The organism is Hyphococcus aureus (assembly GCF_042643165.1).
Lineage (GTDB): Bacteria > Pseudomonadota > Alphaproteobacteria > Caulobacterales > Parvularculaceae > Hyphococcus > Hyphococcus aureus.
Genome location: NZ_JBHRSH010000001.1, coordinates 2,452,245 through 2,472,072, shown reverse-complemented (window position 1 = coordinate 2,472,072; position 19,828 = coordinate 2,452,245). Strand labels below are relative to the sequence as shown.

19 protein-coding genes are annotated in these 19,828 nt (G+C 58.6%); 10 read left to right on the top strand and 9 right to left on the bottom strand.

Going from position 1 to position 19,828, the window contains the following annotated elements; translation table 11 throughout:
• Positions 1-86: 86 nt before the first annotated feature.
• Both ptsP and ACFOOP_RS12055 read right to left on the bottom strand, forming a co-directional pair.
• On the bottom strand, positions 87-2,378 hold the full coding sequence (gene ptsP, locus ACFOOP_RS12060) for a phosphoenolpyruvate--protein phosphotransferase (RefSeq protein ID WP_379881205.1): 2,292 nt from the start codon (positions 2,376-2,378) through the stop codon (positions 87-89).
• A 32-nt stretch (positions 2,379-2,410) separates the two neighbouring features.
• The gene (locus tag ACFOOP_RS12055; protein WP_379881204.1) at positions 2,411-3,676 is read right to left on the bottom strand and encodes an aspartate kinase; all 1,266 of its coding nucleotides are present in this window, start codon (positions 3,674-3,676) and stop codon (positions 2,411-2,413) included.
• Positions 3,677-3,782: 106 nt separating this feature from the next.
• On the opposite strand from ACFOOP_RS12055, the gene ubiG reads away from it, so the two are divergent.
• Positions 3,783-4,568 (top strand): bifunctional 2-polyprenyl-6-hydroxyphenol methylase/3-demethylubiquinol 3-O-methyltransferase UbiG, encoded by a 786-nt coding sequence (gene ubiG / locus ACFOOP_RS12050; RefSeq protein ID WP_379881203.1) that lies wholly within the window; start codon positions 3,783-3,785, stop codon positions 4,566-4,568.
• On the opposite strand, the gene ACFOOP_RS12045 is transcribed toward ubiG, so the two are convergent.
• Both ACFOOP_RS12045 and ACFOOP_RS12040 read right to left on the bottom strand, forming a co-directional pair.
• Positions 4,569-5,465, bottom strand: a complete 897-nt coding sequence (locus tag ACFOOP_RS12045) for a tetratricopeptide repeat protein (protein WP_379881202.1) — start codon at positions 5,463-5,465, stop codon at positions 4,569-4,571.
• 105 nt (positions 5,466-5,570) lie between these two features.
• A complete protein-coding gene (locus ACFOOP_RS12040; protein WP_379881201.1) occupies positions 5,571-6,230 on the bottom strand; it encodes an ATP-dependent Clp protease proteolytic subunit in 660 nt (219 codons plus the stop codon).
• A gap of 110 nt (positions 6,231-6,340) precedes the next feature.
• On the opposite strand from ACFOOP_RS12040, the gene ACFOOP_RS12035 reads away from it, so the two are divergent.
• The 6 genes from ACFOOP_RS12035 to ACFOOP_RS12010 all read left to right on the top strand — a co-directional run bounded on the left by ACFOOP_RS12035 (position 6,341) and on the right by ACFOOP_RS12010 (position 10,205).
• The gene (locus ACFOOP_RS12035) at positions 6,341-7,012 is read left to right on the top strand and encodes a nitroreductase (protein WP_379881200.1); all 672 of its coding nucleotides are present in this window, start codon (positions 6,341-6,343) and stop codon (positions 7,010-7,012) included.
• Positions 7,013-7,018: 6 nt separating this feature from the next.
• Positions 7,019-7,501, top strand: a complete 483-nt coding sequence (locus ACFOOP_RS12030; RefSeq protein ID WP_379881199.1) for an SRPBCC family protein — start codon at positions 7,019-7,021, stop codon at positions 7,499-7,501.
• The gene (locus ACFOOP_RS12025) at positions 7,498-8,295 is read left to right on the top strand and encodes an exodeoxyribonuclease III (RefSeq protein WP_379881198.1); all 798 of its coding nucleotides are present in this window, start codon (positions 7,498-7,500) and stop codon (positions 8,293-8,295) included. Before ACFOOP_RS12030 ends, ACFOOP_RS12025 begins: the two co-directional genes overlap by 4 nt.
• A 2-nt stretch (positions 8,296-8,297) precedes the next feature.
• Positions 8,298-8,696 (top strand): hypothetical protein, encoded by a 399-nt coding sequence (locus tag ACFOOP_RS12020; RefSeq protein ID WP_379881197.1) that lies wholly within the window; start codon positions 8,298-8,300, stop codon positions 8,694-8,696.
• Positions 8,696-9,781, top strand: coding sequence for an ATP-dependent DNA helicase (locus tag ACFOOP_RS12015; RefSeq protein WP_379881196.1), 1,086 nt, complete (start codon positions 8,696-8,698; stop codon positions 9,779-9,781). The genes ACFOOP_RS12020 and ACFOOP_RS12015 overlap by 1 nt, the downstream gene beginning before the upstream one ends.
• Positions 9,782-9,845: 64 nt before the next feature.
• Positions 9,846-10,205, top strand: a complete 360-nt coding sequence (locus ACFOOP_RS12010) for a DUF805 domain-containing protein (protein WP_379881195.1) — start codon at positions 9,846-9,848, stop codon at positions 10,203-10,205.
• A 36-nt stretch (positions 10,206-10,241) separates the two neighbouring features.
• Here the strand turns inward: ACFOOP_RS12010 and ACFOOP_RS12005 are convergent, their stop codons facing one another.
• Positions 10,242-10,904 carry a hypothetical protein gene (locus ACFOOP_RS12005; protein WP_379881194.1) on the bottom strand — a complete coding sequence of 221 codons (663 nt, stop codon included), beginning with the start codon at positions 10,902-10,904 and terminating at the stop codon, positions 10,242-10,244.
• A 145-nt stretch (positions 10,905-11,049) separates the two neighbouring features.
• On the opposite strand from ACFOOP_RS12005, the gene ACFOOP_RS12000 reads away from it, so the two are divergent.
• Complete coding sequence (locus ACFOOP_RS12000) at positions 11,050-11,535, top strand: PH domain-containing protein (RefSeq protein WP_379881193.1); 486 nt, start codon at positions 11,050-11,052, stop codon at positions 11,533-11,535.
• Here the strand turns inward: ACFOOP_RS12000 and ACFOOP_RS11995 are convergent.
• Positions 11,532-12,506 carry a DUF3137 domain-containing protein gene (locus ACFOOP_RS11995; protein ID WP_379881192.1) on the bottom strand — a complete coding sequence of 325 codons (975 nt, stop codon included), beginning with the start codon at positions 12,504-12,506 and terminating at the stop codon, positions 11,532-11,534. The two genes, ACFOOP_RS12000 and ACFOOP_RS11995, sit on opposite strands and share 4 nt — an antisense overlap.
• Positions 12,507-12,696: 190 nt before the next feature.
• Here ACFOOP_RS11995 and ACFOOP_RS11990 point away from each other — a divergent pair, with 190 nt between their 5' ends.
• Positions 12,697-16,209: a response regulator gene (locus tag ACFOOP_RS11990; protein WP_379881191.1), complete on the top strand. Its 3,513-nt coding sequence runs from the start codon at positions 12,697-12,699 to the stop codon at positions 16,207-16,209.
• A gap of 55 nt (positions 16,210-16,264) precedes the next feature.
• Here ACFOOP_RS11990 and ACFOOP_RS11985 read toward each other — a convergent pair whose 3' ends face one another.
• Positions 16,265-18,103 (bottom strand): ABCB family ABC transporter ATP-binding protein/permease, encoded by a 1,839-nt coding sequence (locus ACFOOP_RS11985; protein ID WP_379881190.1) that lies wholly within the window; start codon positions 18,101-18,103, stop codon positions 16,265-16,267.
• A gap of 176 nt (positions 18,104-18,279) precedes the next feature.
• Here ACFOOP_RS11985 and ACFOOP_RS11980 point away from each other — a divergent pair, with 176 nt between their 5' ends.
• Positions 18,280-18,681, top strand: a complete 402-nt coding sequence (locus tag ACFOOP_RS11980) for a PilZ domain-containing protein (RefSeq protein WP_379881189.1) — start codon at positions 18,280-18,282, stop codon at positions 18,679-18,681.
• Between the two features lie 44 nt (positions 18,682-18,725).
• Here the strand turns inward: ACFOOP_RS11980 and ACFOOP_RS11975 are convergent, their stop codons facing one another.
• Together ACFOOP_RS11975 and ACFOOP_RS11970 are read right to left on the bottom strand one after the other, a co-directional pair.
• Entirely contained in the window at positions 18,726-19,397 is a 672-nt protein-coding gene (locus tag ACFOOP_RS11975; protein ID WP_379881188.1) for an SDR family oxidoreductase, read from the bottom strand.
• Positions 19,398-19,409: 12 nt separating this feature from the next.
• Positions 19,410-19,826 carry an EVE domain-containing protein gene (locus tag ACFOOP_RS11970; RefSeq protein WP_379881187.1) on the bottom strand — a complete coding sequence of 139 codons (417 nt, stop codon included), beginning with the start codon at positions 19,824-19,826 and terminating at the stop codon, positions 19,410-19,412.
• Positions 19,827-19,828: the final 2 nt, after the last annotated feature.

The following is a 19,828-nucleotide window of genomic DNA, read 5'->3' as shown; positions in this document are numbered from 1 at the left end:
CGCAGCATAGCAAAAAAGCCGCGCCGAATGGCGCCCTTAAGGTGAAATATCACCCATGTTTAAGCAGGAATGCGTTAACCTGTGATTTATTCAAGCACGACGCCGGAGTCTTTCAGATATTCCCTGAAAGAAGAGCGCAGCGTCACCTGCGGCTGGCTCATATTGGAGTCGAGCCATTCGGCCGTCGCTTTTGCGTCAAGCGAGCGGACAAGGCGGCGGAACGGTCCCACGAACGCCGCCGGCAAGGAGAACAGGCGCACGCCGACGCCGATCAGCGCCGCCGCCGTCACCGGGTCCGCTGTCTGCTCGCCGCAATAGGAAAGCGGCGTCCCGGTGCGGGACACTTTTTCCACGGTGTTTTTCAGGAAGCTCAAAAAGCCCGGATTCATGGGATCGTAGCGCCTCTGCACCCGTTCTGAATCGCGATCGGCGGCGAAATAAAACTGCGCGAGGTCGTTGCCGCCCACCGACAGGAAATCGACTTTCTCGGCGATCAGGTCCGCCCGCCAGGCGGACGCCGGGGTTTCGATCATGGCGCCGATTTTCACGTCATTGGGCAATTCTTTTTCGCGGCGCCTGGAGCGGTCGATCTCGCGATCCAGCAGCTCGCGTATATCGTCCACCTCGCCCGGCAGCGTGACAAAGGGGAACATCACCCACAACGTCCGCCCCGCCGCGGCGGACAGAAGCGCGCGCAACTGCGGCCGGATCAGGCCGGGCCGGTCCACCGCCATCCGCACGCCGCGCCATCCCATGGCCGGGTTCACTTCATTGCCGTGATCCATATAAGGCGCGGTCTTGTCGCCGCCGATATCCGCCGTGCGGAAGATCACCGGCTTGTCGCCAGCGAGGTCTAGCGCCTCACGATAAAGCGCCTCCTGCGAGGCGACGCTCGGCAATTGCGACCCTATCAGGAATTGCAGCTCGGTGCGGAACAGGCCCACCCCTTCGGCGCCGGTCTGTTCGAGAAACGGCATGTCGAGCGCAAGACCCGCATTCATCATGATCGCAACGTCTTCGCCGTCCTTGGTCCGCGAAGCGAGGCTTTTCTCGCTGACATAACTGGCTTCGACTTCGCGATAACGGGTTTGTTTGCCACGGAAGTCTTCAAGCGTTTCCGGCGACGGACGGATGTGGATCTCGCCGGCCTCGCCGTCGATCAGCGTCGCATCGCCCTCCTCCGCCAGATCGATCGCTTCGGGCGCGCCAGTGACCATGGGCAGCTTCAGCGCGCGCGCGACAATCGCAACATGAGACGTCGCGGACACCTCGCCGAGCACAAGCCCCTTCAGCCGGTTGCGGTCATATTCCAGAAGCTCCGCAGGGCCCATGGTGCGGGCGATGAGAATGGTCTCATCATAAAGCGCACGCTGGCCGACATTCTGGTCGCCGGAAAGATGGCGCAAAAGCCGGTTCGAAAGATCGTCCAGATCGTGCATGCGCTCACGCAGATAGGGATCGCGCGATTGCGACAGCCGGGCGCGGTTTTCCGCCTTCACCTGCTCCACCGCCGATTCGGCGGTAAGCCCAGAAAACACGGCGGCGCGCAGGCGATCTTTCCAGCCGCGGTCATAAGCGAACAGGCGATAGGTCTCGAGCACTTCGCGCGACACGCCGCTCAACGAGGCGTTGGTGGCGAGCATGGCGTCAACGGACTGGCGCAGATCGTTGAGACCGTCTTCAAGGCGCGCCGCATCCGCCGCCGGATTTTGCGCAAAGACCTTGTGCTTGGGCGCCGGCGGCTGAAGGAAGACCGCCTTGCCGATGGCGATGCCGGAAACAATGCCAAAGCCCTTGAGTTTTTCCGGGCGATGCAGCATCGCGCCGACAACTTCGGTCTCTTCCTGGCTTAAGAGTTCGCCCGAGGCGGCGATCTCGGCGAGCAACGTCGCCACCGCCTGCACCGCTTCGATTTCCTCATGAGTGTATTCGCGCGACGCCTTGTTCTGAACGACGAGCACGCCAAGTGTCTTGCCCGACCGGATCAGCGGCACGCCGAGGAATGAATGCAGCGGATCTTCACCCGTTTCCGGCCGGTAGGAGAAGGCTGGATGTTTCGGCGCCTCGGCGGTCACCATGGGACTCGCGCGTTTCGCCACAAGACCGACCAGACCTTCGCCCCAACCGAGGCGAGTCTTGTGAACCGCCTGCGGGTTCAAACCTTCGGTGGAGTATAATTCCAGGACATCGTCGGGACGGCGCAGATAGATTGAGCACACATCCGCAACCACATGGCTGGCGATAACCTTGGTCAACAGGTCAAGGCGTTCCTGAGCGCTGGTGTCATGCGCGACAGCATCGCGCATACGCTTCAGGAGCACGGTGATGCCCTGTTCGCCATGTCCGCCATGAGGCGGGCGTGTTTTCTCAATACTCATCGCAGCCTATTCGCTACGCGCGGGGGCTGAACTCAGCCCTGCGCGGCTTGGGGCAGTTTATCCAGACCATACGCATCATGCAGCACCCGCACAGCATATTCAGCGGCGTCCGCATTGATCAGAACACTGATCTTGATCTCGGAGGTGGAGATATTCTGAATATTGATGCCTTTCTCGGCAAGGGCGCGGAACATGGTCGCCGCCACGCCGGCATGGCTCTTCATGCCAAGACCGATGACAGAAACCTTCGCGACATTGCGATCGGACTGCATCGCCTTAAAGCCAATTTTCGGCTGCTCTTCAGAGAGCACTTTCATGGCGCGGTCAAGGTCGCCCTCTTTCGTGGTGAAAGAGATGTTGGCGAATCCGGACTCGCGCGAGGCGCTCTGCACAATCATATCAATGTTGATGTTCGCAGCTGCGAGCGCGTTGAAAATCCCCGCGGCGCGGCCCGGTTCATCAGGCACAGCGAGAATGGTGATGCTCGCCTCGTTGAAATCGGGCGTAACAGTCGTGACAATGTTTTCTTCCACAATATCATCCTCATCGCAGATGAGCGTGCCGGGGCCCGGCGCGTCGGGCGGGTCAAAGCTCGAAAGCACCCGCACCGGCATCTTATAGCGCATGGCGAGCTCCACCGAGCGGGTCTGCAAAACTTTGGCGCCCACGGACGCCATTTCCAGCATTTCTTCAAAAGAAATCCTGCTGATCCGGCGCGCCTGCTTTGTCAGGCGCGGATCGGTCGTATAGACGCCGTCCACATCAGTATAGATATCACAACGCGCGGCACCGATCGCAGCGGCGATGGCGACAGCGGAGGTGTCTGAACCGCCGCGTCCTAAAGTGGCGATGCGTTGATCCGGCGCGATCCCCTGAAAGCCGGCGCATATGGCGATTTCACCATTATCGATGGCCTCACCCAGCGCATCGCCTTCAATGTCGGCGATACGGGCCTTGCCATGCGCCATATCCGTCTTCAACGGGATCTGCCAGCCCTGCCAGGACCGGGCGCGATAGCCGAGATTTTGCATCACGAGCGCCAAAAGGCCTGATGTCACCTGCTCGCCAGAGGCGACGACGGCGTCATACTCCACATCGCGGGCGTCCAGCGCCGGCGCCGGCTCTCCGGCCTCTTCGCACAAGCCCACAAGCCGGTTGGTCTCGCCCGACATGGCCGAGACGACAACAGCCACAGAATGGCCAGCGTCGACCTCGCGGCGCACAAAGGCGGCCGCGGCGCGGATACGCTCGAGATTGGCGACTGACGTGCCGCCGAATTTCATTACAATGCGGGCCATATTGCGCCTGCGAATTCATGTCCTCTTGCCCCCGCCAGCCGGAGACGCAAATCTGGCGTATCTCTAGAAAGCAGCGCCCCCGGGCGCAAGCGAGGAAATATCAAAAATGGCGCAGTCTGGGTTAACAACGACGCAAGACGGCGCAACTTCACGCTCCGGCGCCACTACAATCGACCCTGAAGAGGTCAGGAAGTTCTCCGCCATCGCCGATGAGTGGTGGGACCCGTTCGGCAAATTCAAGCCGCTGCACAAATTCAACCCGGTTCGCCTCGCCTATATTCGCGACGGCGCCTGCGCCCATTTCGGGCGCGACCGGCGGGCGAAATCACCGCTGGAAGGGCTTTCCCTCCTCGATATCGGTTGCGGCGGCGGCCTCGTCGCTGAGCCCATGCGCCGCCTTGGCGCGGCGGTGACGGCTATCGACGCATCCGAGCGCAACATCAAAACCGCGATGGCCCACGCAGCGCCGTCAAATCTCGAGATCGACTATCGCGCAACAACGGTCGAAAACCTCGCCGAAGAAAACACCGCGCCTTTCGATATCGTCCTCAATCTCGAAGTCGTTGAGCATGTGGCGGATGTGGAGCTGTTCCTCAAAACCTCGGCCGGTCTCGTCAAACCCGGCGGCATGATGGTGATGGCGACGCTCAACCGCACCTTGAAAGCGCTCGCGCTCGCCAAGATCGGCGCTGAATATGTTCTGCGCTGGCTGCCCCCCGGCACCCATGATCCGCGCAAGTTCGTCAAACCCGAAGAAGCAAAGTCTGCACTGACGCGCGCGGGGCTCACCGTCACGGCGGAAGCGGGCGTCACTTACAATCCGCTGATGGATATCTGGCGCATCGGCGACGATGTGAGCGTCAACTACATGCTGACGGCGGTGAAGGGCTAATTATTCTTCGTCCGATTTCTTCGTGTATAGCCCGTCAAACACCGTGTTCCAGCTTGTCCCCTCATCCGTTGACGTTTCCCAATGCTGGCGCACGCTGCCGTCATCATTGGGCGTCCAAGTGATGCGGTTGATGGTGTCGCTTTCAACCAGCCCCTTGTCAGACAGCACCATGGCGCCGTTTTCATCGAGACCGCCGCCGAGATAGAGCGCGCCGCCCGAATTCGACATCCATGTCTGGCGCCAGCGTTTTTGAGTGCTGTCGTAGAAATTGATGCTCATGCCGGTAAACGCGCCAGAATTATATTGTTCAAGCACGACGCAGCCGCCATGTTCGGAAGAAATGCTGTTCGTGGCGGACGAGCTGCTTCCCGCCGACGTCACAACCCACTCCCCCAGCCAGAAATCGAAATGCCGATATTCCGGATCGGTGCAAGGCGTCAGCGCCTGCACCGCGGCAAGAAATTTCTTGTCTTCAGCCAGCGGCGCGAACTCGGTTGTGTTGGTCAAATAGCCGCCCGGAATGCCGCCGGTTTGCGCGAGCGTTTCAAGCATGGCGAGCGCCTTTTTCTTTTTACCCGTCGCCATGTAAAGCCGCGCAAGATGATATTGCGCTGAGGCCGGACTGGCGAAGCCCTGGTCCAATGCTGCCTGATAGTTCTTTTCGGCTTCGTCATATTGACCAAGCTCGTGCTGGCCGCGCGCAAGATAATAATGGTATCCGGCGTTGTCGCTATCGACTTCCAGAAGCCCGCTATAAGCCTCCACCGTTCCTTGCCAGTCCTGCGCGGCGTATTTCGCCGAGGCTTCTGCCTCCGTCGGAGCTGTACTGATTTGGGCGAAGGCCGGACTTGCAAATACAGCAACGGCCAAAACTGCTGCGGCGCAAAATGATTTCATGAGACGCTCCGTTGAAAATCAGCGTTTTCTCATAGCATCAATCGGAGAATTTTGGCTGCGCCTCTTTCAAATTCGCAATTCAGGCCACATGGGGACCGGGCGCGATCATTCCAGCCTGGTGACAATATTGGAATGCTGATCCGTCAGCTCCTTCGCCGAATAGAAAAGATCCCTGCCTTTCCATTCCCGCGCAAGCTTGTCACGCCAGACCGGGTCCATGGGCGAGTTGACGAAGTAAATATCGAAAAACCGCTGACTCATCATGTCTCGTTCGAATTTCGGCTGGTTGACCTTCTCGCCTGTAAAAAAATCATAGGCTGTCGGTTCATGAAACATGAAGGTTGAATTCGGCGCGGCGGTGCGCTCCTCGCCTTGCAGAAAGATCGGCACGCACATGGAGTAACAGGCGCGGCGTCCGCGCACGCGCGTATCGACGATATGCGTGCGTTTCATTCGCTCAATGATGCGGATGACTTCCTGGCCTTCGGCAATGGCGCCGCCTGGCGAATGCAGATCGATGACGACGCGGTCGCCCTCATTCTTCCAGTCGCGCCACGCCTCTTCAAAACGGCGCGCCATGGGCGCCTCCACCTCATTGCGCCAGGTGAAGACGATGGTTTCCGGATCGCTGCGGTCACGCTCAACACTGAGCTCGCCCTTGTCTCGGAAAATCAGATCATTATTTCGTGAGATCAGGAGAACCGTCAGCGCCAGCAAAACCAGCGTCACAAACGGCATCAACTGGTTTTTTTGCTTCTGATCCACTGTTCTAAACTCTTGCACGCGCGCGAAGGCGCACTCACCATTTTTGTTGACTGCTGGTAAAGGTGAGCATTCGCGCGGCCGAGAGCAAGCCCCGGAAAGAGGAACACCCCATGAATGTCCGCGACGCCATTAAGACAAGAACGTCGATCCGCGCTTTTCTCGACAAGCCGGTGAGCGAGGAACAGCTGCGCGAGCTTCTGGATCAGGCGCGCTGGGCGCCGTCAGGCGGCAATCTTCAGCCCTGGCGCGTGCATGTGGTCATGGGCGCCGGGCGGGATAGATTGGTGGAGACAGTCAAACAGGCGATTGCTGAAAATCCCTTCGCGAATGAGGCGGAACTTGCCATCTATCCGGAAAAACTCAGCGAGCCTTGGCGCACGCGGCGCTTTGAGGTTGGCGAGGAGATGTATGCCCTGCTCGGCATCCCGCGCGAGGACAAGCCGGCGCGCATTCAGCATCTCATGCGCAATTACGAATTTTTCGGGGCGCCCGTGGGGTTGTTCTTTTCCGTAGGCCGCCAGTTCGACAAGGGCCAGTGGGCCCATCTCGGCATGTTCATGCAAACCCTCGCCCTTTGCGCAACGGATATGGGTTTCGCCACCTGCATGCAGGAAGCCTGGGCGGCGCGCGCAAAGACCGTTTCAGCCTTTCTCGGCCTCAAAGACCATGAACAGCTTTATTGCGGGATGGCTTTGGGCTATGCCGACCCCTCGGCGAAAGTGAATGAACTGCGCTCCTCGCGTGCAGGCGTAGACGACTTCACCACCTTTATCACGGAATAGGTCATCATGCCGGTCCAGATTTCAGTCTGCGAAACAGTGAACGCGCCGGCGGAAGCCGCCTTTAAGGCGGCGACCCATATCGACGCCCGCGAGCTGATTCGCCCCCACGGGCCGCTGCCCGGCATTGTTCATGTGGACGATCATGACGCGCCCTGGTCGGCGGTCGGAGAGGCGCGCCGTCATTCGCTCTCCGACAAATCGAGCGTGCGCGAAGAACTGATCGCCTTCACGCCCAACCAAACTTTCGCTTACCGCCTGACAGAATTCACGGGCGCATTCTCGCCGCTGGTCAAATCCGCCCGCGCGGACTGGCATTTCACGCAAAGAACCTCAGGCAGCACCAAGATCGACTGGACCTACGCCTTCACTCCGCAAAGCCTGGCGGCCGAGCCTGTCCTCTGGTTCATTGTAAAACTGTTCTGGCCCGGCTATCTGAAATCCGCCCTCACGCGCGTAAAACAAAAAGCCGAAGAACAAAGCCAGACATGAAAATCGCAAGCTTTAACGTCAATTCCATCAACGCCCGCCTGCCCCGTATTCTCGACTGGTTTGACAAGGCCAAACCCGACGCTGTCGTGTTGCAGGAAATCAAATGCATCGACGAAAAATTTCCCGCGCTTGAGTTTGAGGATCGCGGCTACAATGTCGAAGTGCATGGGCAGAAGACTTATAACGGCGTCGCGCTCCTCTCGAAACACCCTGTTGACGATGTGACGCGCGGCCTTCCCGGCGACAAGGATGACGATCAGGCGCGTTACATCGAAGCCCTGATCATGCCCGATAATGCAGAGCCCGTTCGGCTCGGCGGACTTTACCTGCCGAACGGCAATCCGGCGCCGGGCCCGAAATATGATTACAAAATGAAATGGATGAAACGGCTGAAAAAGCACGCCGTGAAACTTCTGGAAAACGAAGAAGCCTTTGTGCTTGCCGGCGATTACAATATCATACCGCAGGTGGAAGATGTCCACGATCCGAAAGCGTGGGCCGATGACGCGCTGTTCCTGCCAGAAACGCGCGCGGCGTTTCGCGAGCTTCTCAATCTCGGCCTGACCGATTCAATCCGTCAGGCCAATCCGTCAGGCGTTTGTTACACCTTCTGGGATTATCAGCGCGGCGCGTGGGAGAAGGATAACGGCATCCGCATTGATCATCTCCTGCTCTCGCCACAAGCCGCTGACCGCTTCAAGGATGCTGGCGTCGACCGCAAGGAGCGCAATCCGTCTTCGAATGGTGAGGTAAAGCCTTCGGACCATGTGCCGGTCTGGGTGGAGTTAGCGTAGCCTTGACGAAGTTTGGAGAACTCAAGTCGATTGGGCATAATATTGCTGACTCATTTGCGAGCGGTATCGGCTTAATGATTGGCTATTATGAGATCGATGTTTTCAAAGAAGCGGGACGATCAAAAGATGGTCACATCACAATTGACTTTCTGACAGGAAGAATTTTATCAGGCCGAGCCTCGCGCAGTTTGTCGCGCGCAGCAAAGCTTTACGCAAATGCTTTGCCTGAGCTTTGTAAAAAGCATGGCGCCTCAGTGCACGACCTAAAAACATTGAAAGTAAGATTTGGTAGCAACCTTGTTCAGCGGCCGCATTTTGTAGTGACGGTAGAAAACAATCTCGGCAAGAAATCCGAAGATATATTTACCGGCATCCCAGGCCAAAAGGTCCAATATAAGTAATGAACTGGTCTCCCGAACAGGATAACGCCCTTCTCGCTGTGGATCGCTGGTTGAAAAACCGCGACAGCCAGGTGTTCCGGCTGTTCGGCTATGCCGGCGCTGGCAAGACCACCATGGCGCGTCACATCGCGGAGAACGCCGGCGGCGATGTCGCCTTCGCGGCGTTCACCGGCAAGGCGGCGCATGTGATGCGCCAGAAGGGTTGCGTCGGCGCGACGACCATCCACTCGCTAATCTATCGGCCGTCCAGCGTGGAGGAAGAGGGAGAGCCCTCCTTCACCATCCGTTATGACGCGCCCGCCGCTGACGCGGACCTCATCATCATCGACGAATGCTCCATGGTGGATGAAGACCTTGGCGCCGATCTTCTCTCCTTCAAAAAGCCGGTGCTGGTGCTCGGCGATCCGGCGCAGCTGCCGCCCGTCAAGGGCGGCGGCTTTTTCACCGAAGGCGAGCCTGATTTCATGTTGACGGAAATTCACCGTCAGGCGGCGGACAATCCGATCATTCGCCTGTCCATGGCGATCCGCGAAGGCGGCGAGTTCGATGAACAGTCGGATGAATGCCGCATCATTTCGAGGCGCGATGTCCAGACCGAGGAAATCATGGAAGCCGACCAGATTCTTGTCGGCGCCAACAAGACCCGAAAGCGCTATAATGACCGGCTGCGTGAATTGCACGGACACACGGACGCGTCGCCGGAAGCCGGCGAAAAACTCGTCTGCCTGCGGAACAACAAGAAAAAGGGCCTCCTCAATGGCGGCCTGTGGACGGTGAAACAGCGCATGAGCCCGCGCGGCGGGCGTGTGCGGTTTTCGGTCAATCCTGAGGAAGGCGGCAAGGCGGTCAATGTCTCGGTCCCGCGCGCCTTTTTCACCGACGGCCCGGAAGCGGTGCCCTGGCCTCAGCGCAAAGGCGCTGACGAATTCGATTATGGCTACGCCCTGACTGTTCATAAGGCCCAGGGCAGTCAGTGGGACAATGTCGTCCTGTTCGACGAAAGCTATATGTTCCGCGAACATGGCGCGCGCTGGCTCTATACGGGCGTTACAAGGGCTGCGGAGCGCCTCACGCTGGTGCGCTGAACGCTCCTTGCACGGAGCGCGAACCACGTTAGAATCAGGTCCAAGCATATGGAGGGAGACCGGCATGGATATCCAGCAGGCCGTTAAGACTGTTCTTGCAAATTACGCCAAGTTCGAAGGGCGCTCCGGACGCCCGGAATATTGGTGGTGGGTGCTCGCCTATTTCCTCGCGGCTATCGTTGCGGCCTTTGTCGGCGGCATGTTGGGCATGGGTGAATTGGTGCTCAACCTTTTGACACTCGCCTTGCTGGTGCCGAATATCGCCGTCGGCGTTCGCCGCTTCCACGATATTGGCAAGTCCGGCTGGTGGCTGTTGATCGGCCTGATCCCTCTCGTTGGCTGGATCGCCGTCATTTATTTCGCCGTACAGCCGTCGCAAGGCCCCAACCAATATGGCGAGGGCCCGCAAGGACCGGCTGCATAAGCCAGACGAAAACAGCGCCAACATGGCGCTGTTTTTTTAATCAAGCTTCGGCGCGATATGACCATCACGACCATCCACGGGGATAGCAATGATGGTGCGCGCTGAGCCCGGGGCTTCCGCGACAATGGGATCGCCGCGGGCGATAGAGGCGCCGCCGAGCATCTCGTTTGTATAACCCGGCGCATAGACCATCACATGAGGATGCCAGGCGCCGATCCCCTCCCCAAGACGTTGCGCGGCGGAATACATATAGGCGAACGCAACGCCGTCGACCGGCGCAATCTCACCCTTATCAAAGGCGCCCATCACCGCATCTCTCACCTGATCATGAGACTTGCCTTCAACGCCAAGTTCGGCGCGCAGAAATTGCTCTTTCATGGGCGCGCCTGACGCCTTCGGATCATAACAAATCGGCGCGACAACGCTGCCCGGCGTTTCAAACAGATCACGTTGCGCATTAAAAGCAGCGCCCCAGCGGCGCATGACGAGACAGTTGAACCCATTCGTTCCTTCAACTGCGATTTCATAGCCCGCCTCGCCCAGCACCCAGACGCTTGCGTCCGTTGAAACCGACGCGGGGCCGGCGCTGCGGGCGATGGCGATTTCTTCGTCCTTGGGCCAGACGGGATCTTCAGCAGCGAGAGCGGGCGCAAAGGCCGCCGTCACCAGAGCCGCGAGAAAACCGGATAATTTGACCATGAATGCCTCCTTTTGGCGTCGCGGCGCCGTGCGCCGCCAAAAAAGAGACGCCCGGGCCCAGCCGGTTTCGACAAACGGGTCTCGTATACGCAACCTTTCGGTCTTGCCGGTGTTCCCCTGATGCAAGCATCAGCAGGCCAACCCGATGTCCTATGTGAAATCCAGCCTCGGCGCAGACGAAGAGATCCTGATGATCGCCCGGTTTCCGTGGCCCTATCATCTGGTCGCCTGGGGCGCGCTTCTGGTTCTCGGGATTGTCGGCGTGGGCGTCATCATCTGGGCGATGATGCTGGTGCATTTCGCCACGACCGAAGCCGCGCTGACGACGCGCCGGGTGGTTTACAAAAAAGGCCTGTTCACACGCGAGACCCTGGAGCTCGGGGTTTCCACCATCGAACAGATCGAACTTCACCAGGGGTTCTGGGGCCGGATTTTCGGTTTCGGTGTTGTTGAAGTTTCCGGAACGGGCGACGGACAAATCCGAACTCACAGTATGGCCGATCCCGTGAAATTCCGGCGCCTTGTCACCGACGCCAGAGCCCAAGACCGCGCCATCGTCGTCGAGCAAACGGAATTCAATCAAGCCGACGCCCGCACCCGCGCGCGCGAACGTTTGCAACTGTCGTCCTAAGCGCCGCGAACGGCGTCCACTCGAAAGGCGCCGTCAAGCCTGCCTTCAACGCGTTTGAACAAAACATCGATCAAATCAAAAATCAGATCGAATTCGTGAAGAATGCGCTCCACGCGCGCCGGCCCTTCCAGCGGCGCAAACATCGATCCCATATTGAGTTTGTCGCCGGTTTCGAGCGCAAGACATAGCTTCCCGCCCGTAAACGCCGCGCGCAATTTCGCTCCGTCAAACAGGCGGTCAAGCTCCTCGAACCGCTCGAGCACCAGAGGATCGAGCAGTTCGCGCGCCTCCACCTGATCAGTGGACCACGCCTCGAAAATCTTTTCGAATTTAGGCGAGACGATGCCAATATTCTGAAATTCCTTGCCGGGCTTGCCGAGGCGGTTCAACAGCCCAGCGTCTCGGCGCACCACCGTCTCGCCCAGAAATTTCTTGTGATAGTCGATCACCAGAAGCTGGCCATGAAAGACCGTGCGCGTCGAGGAATTCTTGCCGCCGGATTTGTATTTCAAATGCGCTTCGCACATGACGAATTCGGCGCCGTGGCGTTCGCCGCGCACTTCGTCCTCCCAGCTTTCGCGGTTGAAATTTGCGATCAGCTTCAGCCGCTCATAGTCATGAAAATATGAAGGCCGTTCGATGTCGCGCCGATAGGCGCAACCGAGCCGTTCGCAGACCCGTTGCAGCAATCCGCCGGTGATGTCGCCGCGCGTCTTATTAACTCGCCACATGGCCGCCCCTGCGCCCAACACGCCCAAAATCCCGCCGACCTGGATATTCCCCTCCCCAAAGGGAAGAAACCGGAAGCCGGCAAACGCGATGACGGCCGCCGCAATTGCGATCAATCCCGCCTGCATCACCGCATTCTGGCGCGCATCCTCCTTGCCGCGCAGATAAGGCGCGATGTCGCTCTCGTAAAACGCGGCGAAGCCTTGAAACTCCTCGCGCTCAGACGGCGGTGTGATGCTCATTCGGCCCTGCCCCCCAGGTTCAGCCCGGCGATCCTGATAGGAAATTGTTAACTCTTCTTTTCCGCCCAGACACCGCCAGGCCAAAAAATTCACTTTCACCTAGATATTACAAGCCTGCCCGCGCTGACTATACGGCGAATTAACCAAGATTTCAGAAGCTGCCGGGCAAACCATCCGGAACCGTAGCCTGATGCAGAAAATTATAAAAAAGATTGCGACTTTTCTCGGCGCGCCGGGCGATACGACGCCAGACGTGGTGATAGACCGGCAAGTGCGCGAACTGAAGCAACAGATGCCGCGTGTGCTTATTGGCATTGGCCTGACATCGGCGCTGATCGGCTTTCGCTTTTTTGAACATGATCGCGCGCTGATCCTGATTTTTGTCGGCGGTTATTTCGCTTTTCTGGCGGCGCGGATCCCTGTCTGGCTTCGTCTCGACGTCAACGCCATGCTGCCTGAGGCGAAGCGCCGCCAGCTTGGCGCGACGCCCATTATTGCACTCGGTCTTGGCCTGTCTTGCGTAGCGATCGCCATTTATCTTTCGCAATTCGCCGACAAACAGGGCCTGATCATGCTCGGTCTGTGGTGCCTTTATTGCGGCGTTGCAAGCGCCATGGGGCTGACGGCCCTGCCTCGGGCGTCAAGCATTCCCCTGTTCACATGCATTCTTCCGTTCACACCCGTCATGTTCGCCACAGGCGATATGGACCTCATCATTCTTGCGCTCATCATGATGATCGGCGCTGTTGTGGCGCATTTTCACAATACTCATTTTGGCGAGGTGCTCGCCGAAATTTCCATCAGCAAGCAGACGGTTGAACAACATGCTGAACGCGCAGCCATGCGCTTCCGGAACTTTATCGAAAATACATCCGACTGGGCGTGGGAGTTCAATGCTAAGGGCGAGCAAGTCTATATCTCGCCCAATTTTGAAAAAATCACCGGCATCCCGAGCAGCCACCGGCTTGGCCAATACAGCCTGAATATTTCCCAGCTCGATAAAGGCCGGTCGATCAAGGCCGAGGAAGAATTCATCCGGCTCTTCAACAAACATGTTCCCATAGAAGGTCTGCGCCATAACGTCATCAAGACTGACGGCGACGTCATGTGCATCGCCGAATTCGCCATGCCCCAGTTCGACAATAACGGTGAGTTCACAGGCTATATCGGCTGGTCAAAAGATATCACCGAGCAGGCGGAAGCCGAAGAACGCCTGCGCGAGAGCGAGGCGCGATATCGCGATTTCGCCGAGAGCGCCGGCGACTGGGTGTGGGAGATCGACGCGGATTTGCGTTACACCCATATTTCGGAGCGAGCGAAAGAAGTCACCGGCGTCGACCATGACTGGATCATCGGCACAAAGATGACGATGGAAGGCAACAAGGTCAGCGACGAAGCCTGGCGGGAACTGAGCGAAACCATTCGGCAACGAAAACCGATCCAGAATTTCATCTCTTGCGTAGACTTTGAAAAGAGCGGGCGTTCTTTATGGATTGAACGCAGCGCCAAGCCGGTGTTCGGTCCCGATGGTGACTTCAAAGGCTATCGCGGTGTCGCGCACGACATTTCCGAAAGCATGGCCGCGAAAATCGCAGCAGCCGACGCGCTGAAGAAGCTTGAAGAGGCCAACGCAAATCTTGAGGACATCGTCCATCAACGGACACAGGATATTGAAGAAAAGTCCCAGTTGATGGGCGAGGTGCTCGAATCCATGGCGCAAGGCGTTGTGGTGATTGACGACAACTACAAGATTGTCGAGCTTAACGAAAAAGCGTGGCGCATTTCCGGCATGCCAAAAAGCGCCTGGGCTCCCGGAAATGATATTCGCCCGCTTTTACAGATCGGCATCAATCACGGCATGTACGAGTATACTAGTGTCGAAGAATATTTCGACGATTGTGATTCTTCGCTTAACGCCGGTAAAGATTTCCGAGTGGTGCGGCGCCAGAAAGACGGGATCGTCATTGAGGAAAGCACCCGTCGGCGCCCTCACGGCGGTCTCGTCATCACCTATCGCGACATCACCGAACAACAAATTCGCGAAGATGAATTGCGCGCCCTTTCCGCACAACTCCTCGCCTCAAAAGATGAGGCAGAAGCCGCGAACCGGGCCAAGTCTGAGTTTCTCGCCAATATGAGCCATGAAATCCGCACGCCCATGAACGGCGTGATCGGCATGGCTTCACTGCTTCTTGATACAAAGTTAGACGAGAACCAGTCCGACATGGCGCGCGTGATTGTCAGTTCCGGCGATGCGCTGCTCAAGATCATCAACGATATTCTCGATTTCTCAAGGCTCGAAGCCGGCAAGTTACGTCTCGTCAAGGAAGAGTTCAAACTGCGCGAATGCGTCGAAGATGTCGCCGCGTTGTTGTCTCTGCCTGTCGAGGAAAAACACCTTGAACTTATGGTGCGCTACCAGCCGGAGGTCGATTGCGGCTTCATCGGCGATCCGGGGCGTTTGCGTCAGGTAATCACAAATCTCGTCGGCAACGCAGTCAAATTCACCGAGAAGGGCCACATTCTGGTCGAGATCGGCGGCGTGCGCCGCGGTGAGATCGCGGACGTGACGATTGACGTCACCGATACGGGTTGCGGCATTCCCGAACACAAGCTGAACGCTATTTTCGACGAGTTCGAGCAGGTCGACGGCTCCTCGGCGCGCAAGCACAATGGCGCCGGCCTTGGTCTCGCGATCAGTCAGAAAATGATCGAAGCCATGGGCGGCGAGATTTCCGTGGAAAGCGAAGTCGGCAAAGGCTCCACCTTCCACATTCGACTTCCGCTGGCGATTGACGAAAATGCGCCGATGAAAGTGATCGCGACAGACGCCACCTTCGCCGGGCGGCGCGCCATCATTGTCGATGACAACCCGGTCAACCGCACTATTCTGAAAGAGCAGCTCGCTTCCTGGGGGCTCGCCGCCGACGCTGTTGAAAGCGCAGAAGACGCGCTGGTCGCTATCCGCGCCGCAAATGCAAAAGACGAAGCCTACTCCATCGGCATTCTCGACTTTCAAATGCCCGGCGCTGACGGCATCGAACTCGCCCGCATCATCAAGAGCGACCAGGCGCTTGCCTCAACGCCTCTGGTCTTGTTGACCTCGGCGGGGCGCAAGGGCGATCCTTCCGGGCTCGCCGGCGATCTCTTCTCCGCCTATCTCGTAAAGCCCGCCCGCGCCTCCATGCTGCTTGACGCGATCCTGACGGCGCTCAATGACGGCGCAGTGGCGCAGCTTCGCACCAAGACCGAAACCCTTGCTGAGGGGACAAGCGCAAAGGCCTGTCCTTTCACCAGTGACGGGTCGCCGCTCCACGTCCTCGTCGCTGAAGACAACATCGTCAATCAGATGGTGATCAAGGCGATGTTGCAAAAACTTTGTTGCGACGTCGCCATCGCCTCCAATGGCAAGCTCGCTCTTGAAGAATATCGCGAGAATACGCCGGACATTGTGCTGATGGACATGTCCATGCCGGAAATGGATGGCGCACAGGCCACAAGCCATATTCGCAAGCTTCAGGAGGAGACCGGCGTCCACACGCCAATCATCGGCGTGACGGCCCATGCGCTGCGCGAAGACCGTCAGCGTTGTCTTGACGCCGGCATGGACGACTATTTGCCCAAACCGGTGAAGCAGGATGCGTTGCTGGAAGTGATCACCCGATGGACCAGCGGCCGCGATGTGAAAAGCGCCCGCGCCTAGAGCGGTTCAATTGAACGCCGGGTCAGTCATCAGCCCCGCTATTACGGAAAATGTCCTAGACGTCCGCCATCTGCAGGATGGCGTCTTCTGCGCCGTCACTGGTCTGGCTCTGGCGCCGCCACAAGGACGCATAAAGGCCGTCTTTGGCGATCAGATCCTGATGGCGGCCCTGCTCGACAATCTCGCCATCGTTGAAAACGAGGATCATGTCTGCGCCCGCAATCGTCGACAGCCGGTGCGCCACGGCGATTGTCGTGCGCCCTCGGGCGGCTTCCTTCAGCGCCGCCTGCACTTCCTGCTCTGTGGTTGAGTCGAGCGAAGACGTCGCTTCATCGAGGATCAGGATCGCCGGATCGAGAAGAATGGCGCGAGCGACGCCTACACGCTGTTTTTCACCGCCTGAAAGCTTGAGACCGCGTTCGCCGACCTTGGTGTCGAGTCCCGCCGGCAGGCTTTCGATGAAGCCGCGAAGCTGCGCCCGGTCCGCCGCCGCCATGATTTCCTCGTCGCTGGCGTCAAGACGCGCATAAGCGAGATTGAAGCGCAGCGTGTCATTGAACAACACCACCTCCTGCGGCACGAGACCCAGCGCGGCGCGCAAGGATTGCTGGGACACGGCGCGAATATCCTGACCATCCACGAGAATGCGGCCGGACGCCGGGTCGTAAAACCGGAACAGAAGTTTCAGGACTGTGGACTTGCCCGCGCCCGATGGGCCGACGACCCCCACAAAGGCGCCGCCCGGCACGGTGAACGAAACATCCTTCAATCCGCTGGCGCGCCCTTCATGGGCGAAAGCGACATGATCAAAACGGACATCGCCTTCGCCGGATATGAATTGCCTTGCGTCAGGCGCATCCGCCACTTCGGATTTACGATCCATGAGGGCGAAAAGTTTTTCGATGTCGACCGAGCCCTGTTTGATTTCACGCCAGGCCCAGCCCAGAATATTGAGCGGGCGATAGATATTGAGCAGCATCAGCATCACGGCGGTCACATCGCCTGCTTTCATCTCTCCGCTGATCACCCCATGCCCGGCGAGCAGCACCGCCGCCAGCAGGCCGCCGGTCATGATCAGTTCCTGTCCGGCGTTCAGAACCGAAAGAGACTGCTGCACCTTCACCATATGGCTGTTATAGTCCTGCTGGGCTTCGTCATAGCGCCCGGCCTCCCGGTCTTCCGATGCGAAGGCCTTTACCGTTTCGAAATTCGCCAGCGTGTCGAGCGCGATGCCGCGCAGGCGCGTGTCCGCTTCATTCATGGCGCGGCGCTGTTTGTTGCGCCACTCCGTCACGGTGATCGTAAATCCGGAATACAAAACGATCACAATGACCGCGGCGAGGGAAAACTGAACGCCATAAAAGACCGCAAGCACCACCGCCGCAAAGACAAGCTCCACAATCGTCGGGCCGATATTGAAGGCGAGGAAGCGGAAGAGATAATCCATCGCCCCGGCGCCGCGTTCGATGATGCGGTTCAGCGCGCCGGAACGCCGGGTAAGGTGAAACTGCATGTCGAGATGCTGTGCGTGGCGGAAGGCGTCGACCGCGAGGAGCCGCTGGGCGTCCTGGGTCACAGGCGAGAAAAATCCGTCACGCACATAAGGGAGCCCGTTTGCGGCGAAACGCGCGGCGGCGAACAGGATGAAGAACACTGCAAAGGACAACCCCGCCGAAGCCGTCTCGCCGTCGATCAGGCGGTTGACGCCATTGCCCATGAACACCGGGGCGATAACCGCGAAGCCCTTTGAGATGACAGTCAGGAAAAAGGCGAGCGCGATTCGGAAGCGCCATTTCACCAGCTCAGGCCTCAGAAGGACCTTGAACATCCGGGCGATGGACTGGCCGAAGGGGGTCGGCGCGGAGTTAAATTCCTGGTCATGATCGGGCGGCATAGACCGCAAAATGGGGTCGAAAGGTCGAAAAAGCTAGGCCGCGGGCCCATAAAAGGCGGCGCCTGCCGCCCCATCCGCGAATCGACTATCAACCGGGTGTTAACTCTACCTACTCTCTAAGTCGCTATAATGACCTCGCGCAGGTTCGGGAGAGCCTAGGCGCAAGTGGATGATCGATGCGTAAAAAGGACAATCGGCTCACGGAACGGCTGGCGGCGATTAAAAGCGCGGCGCCAACCATTACGGATGGCCGCATTCCGCCGCCAAAAAAACGCGGCCCCCCGGATCGCGACAAACGCGACGCCGTCTTTCGCCCCGGCAAGATCTATCTCTCAAAATCCGACCAGGTCCGCTGCGTGATCCGTAATGTGAGCCAGGGCGGCGCCTATGTGCATCTCGAAGGGATGCAGCCTCTGCCGGCAATCGTCATGCTGCGCTTCGAGCAGACCGGCGTCATCAAAAAGGCTCGCGTCGCCTGGCAGAACGATATTGAGGCGGGCCTCGCCTTCGTTAAAGACGTAACGCCCGGCCGCACTGGGCCGGACCCCCACGAAATTCCGCCGGTAGTTGCGCGCTGAGCAAGGTCTAACGCCGCACCACCTTCCCCAAAAAGGCTGACTACCTACCAGGGCAGGACATCGCCATTATAGGCGACAAGCCGCGGCTCGCCCGGCGTCATGGCCGCGATCTGTTTGCGCAGCCCCGCGACGCTCTCCTCCGGCGTGACCGGCGCCTCCGCGCCGCCCATATCGGTTTTCACCCAGCCGGGATGGAACAGGCCAACGGCGACGCCTGCTTGCGTAAAGAGCGGCGCGAGCGATTTGATCGCCATATCGAGCCCCGCTTTCGAGGTGGAATAGGCCGGCGCAAAACCGCTGGCGTTTTCAATTGATCCAAGCTGCGAGGAGATCGCCGCGAACTTTCCTTTTGCTTTTTTCAGTTGCGGGCCAAACGCCTCCAGCGTCGCCACGGGGCCGAGCGTATTCACCTTCAGAAGATTTGAAAAAGCCTCAAAGTCATAACCGCCAAAGTCACCGGTATCCTTGCCGCCGGCGCCGGCATTAGCGACGACGATATCGAGCGGCTCGTCAATCTTTTGGCCAAGCGCTTTCACCGCAGCGAAGTCCGAAACATCGAGCTTGTGCAGAACGATGTCTCCGCTAATGGCTTTCAGGGCGTCCGCCTTGTCCGGATTGCGGCAGCAGGCGTGCACCCGCGCGCCTTCGCCCGCATATTGTTTGACAAATTCAAGGCCAATGCCGCGATTGGCGCCGGTGATGAGAACAGTCGTCATAATCTTGTTTCCTTATTTCAGCCCGGCCATTTTGCGCACCAGCTTCCATTCCTTTTCCGTCACCGGCTGAACGGAAAGGCGCGCATTTTTTACGAGCTTCATCTCGGCGAGTTTCGGTTCGGCCTTGATATCCGCAAGCGTCACCGGCTCTGCAACCGGCTCCACTGCAACGACATCGACCACGAGCCAGCGTTCGTCATCGGTGGTCGGGTCCTGATAGGCCTCCTTCGTTACCTTCACAACGCCGACAACCTGTTTCTCGCCGCCCGTGTGATAGAAAAAAGCGAGATCGCCTTTTTTCATGTCCCGCATAAAATTGCGCGCCTGCGCGTTGCGGACGCCGGTCCAGATTTCGCCTTTCTTGCCCCTGGCGATTTGTTGATCCCAGGACCAGTCTTCGGGTTCTGTTTTTAGGAGCCAGTAAGCCATAG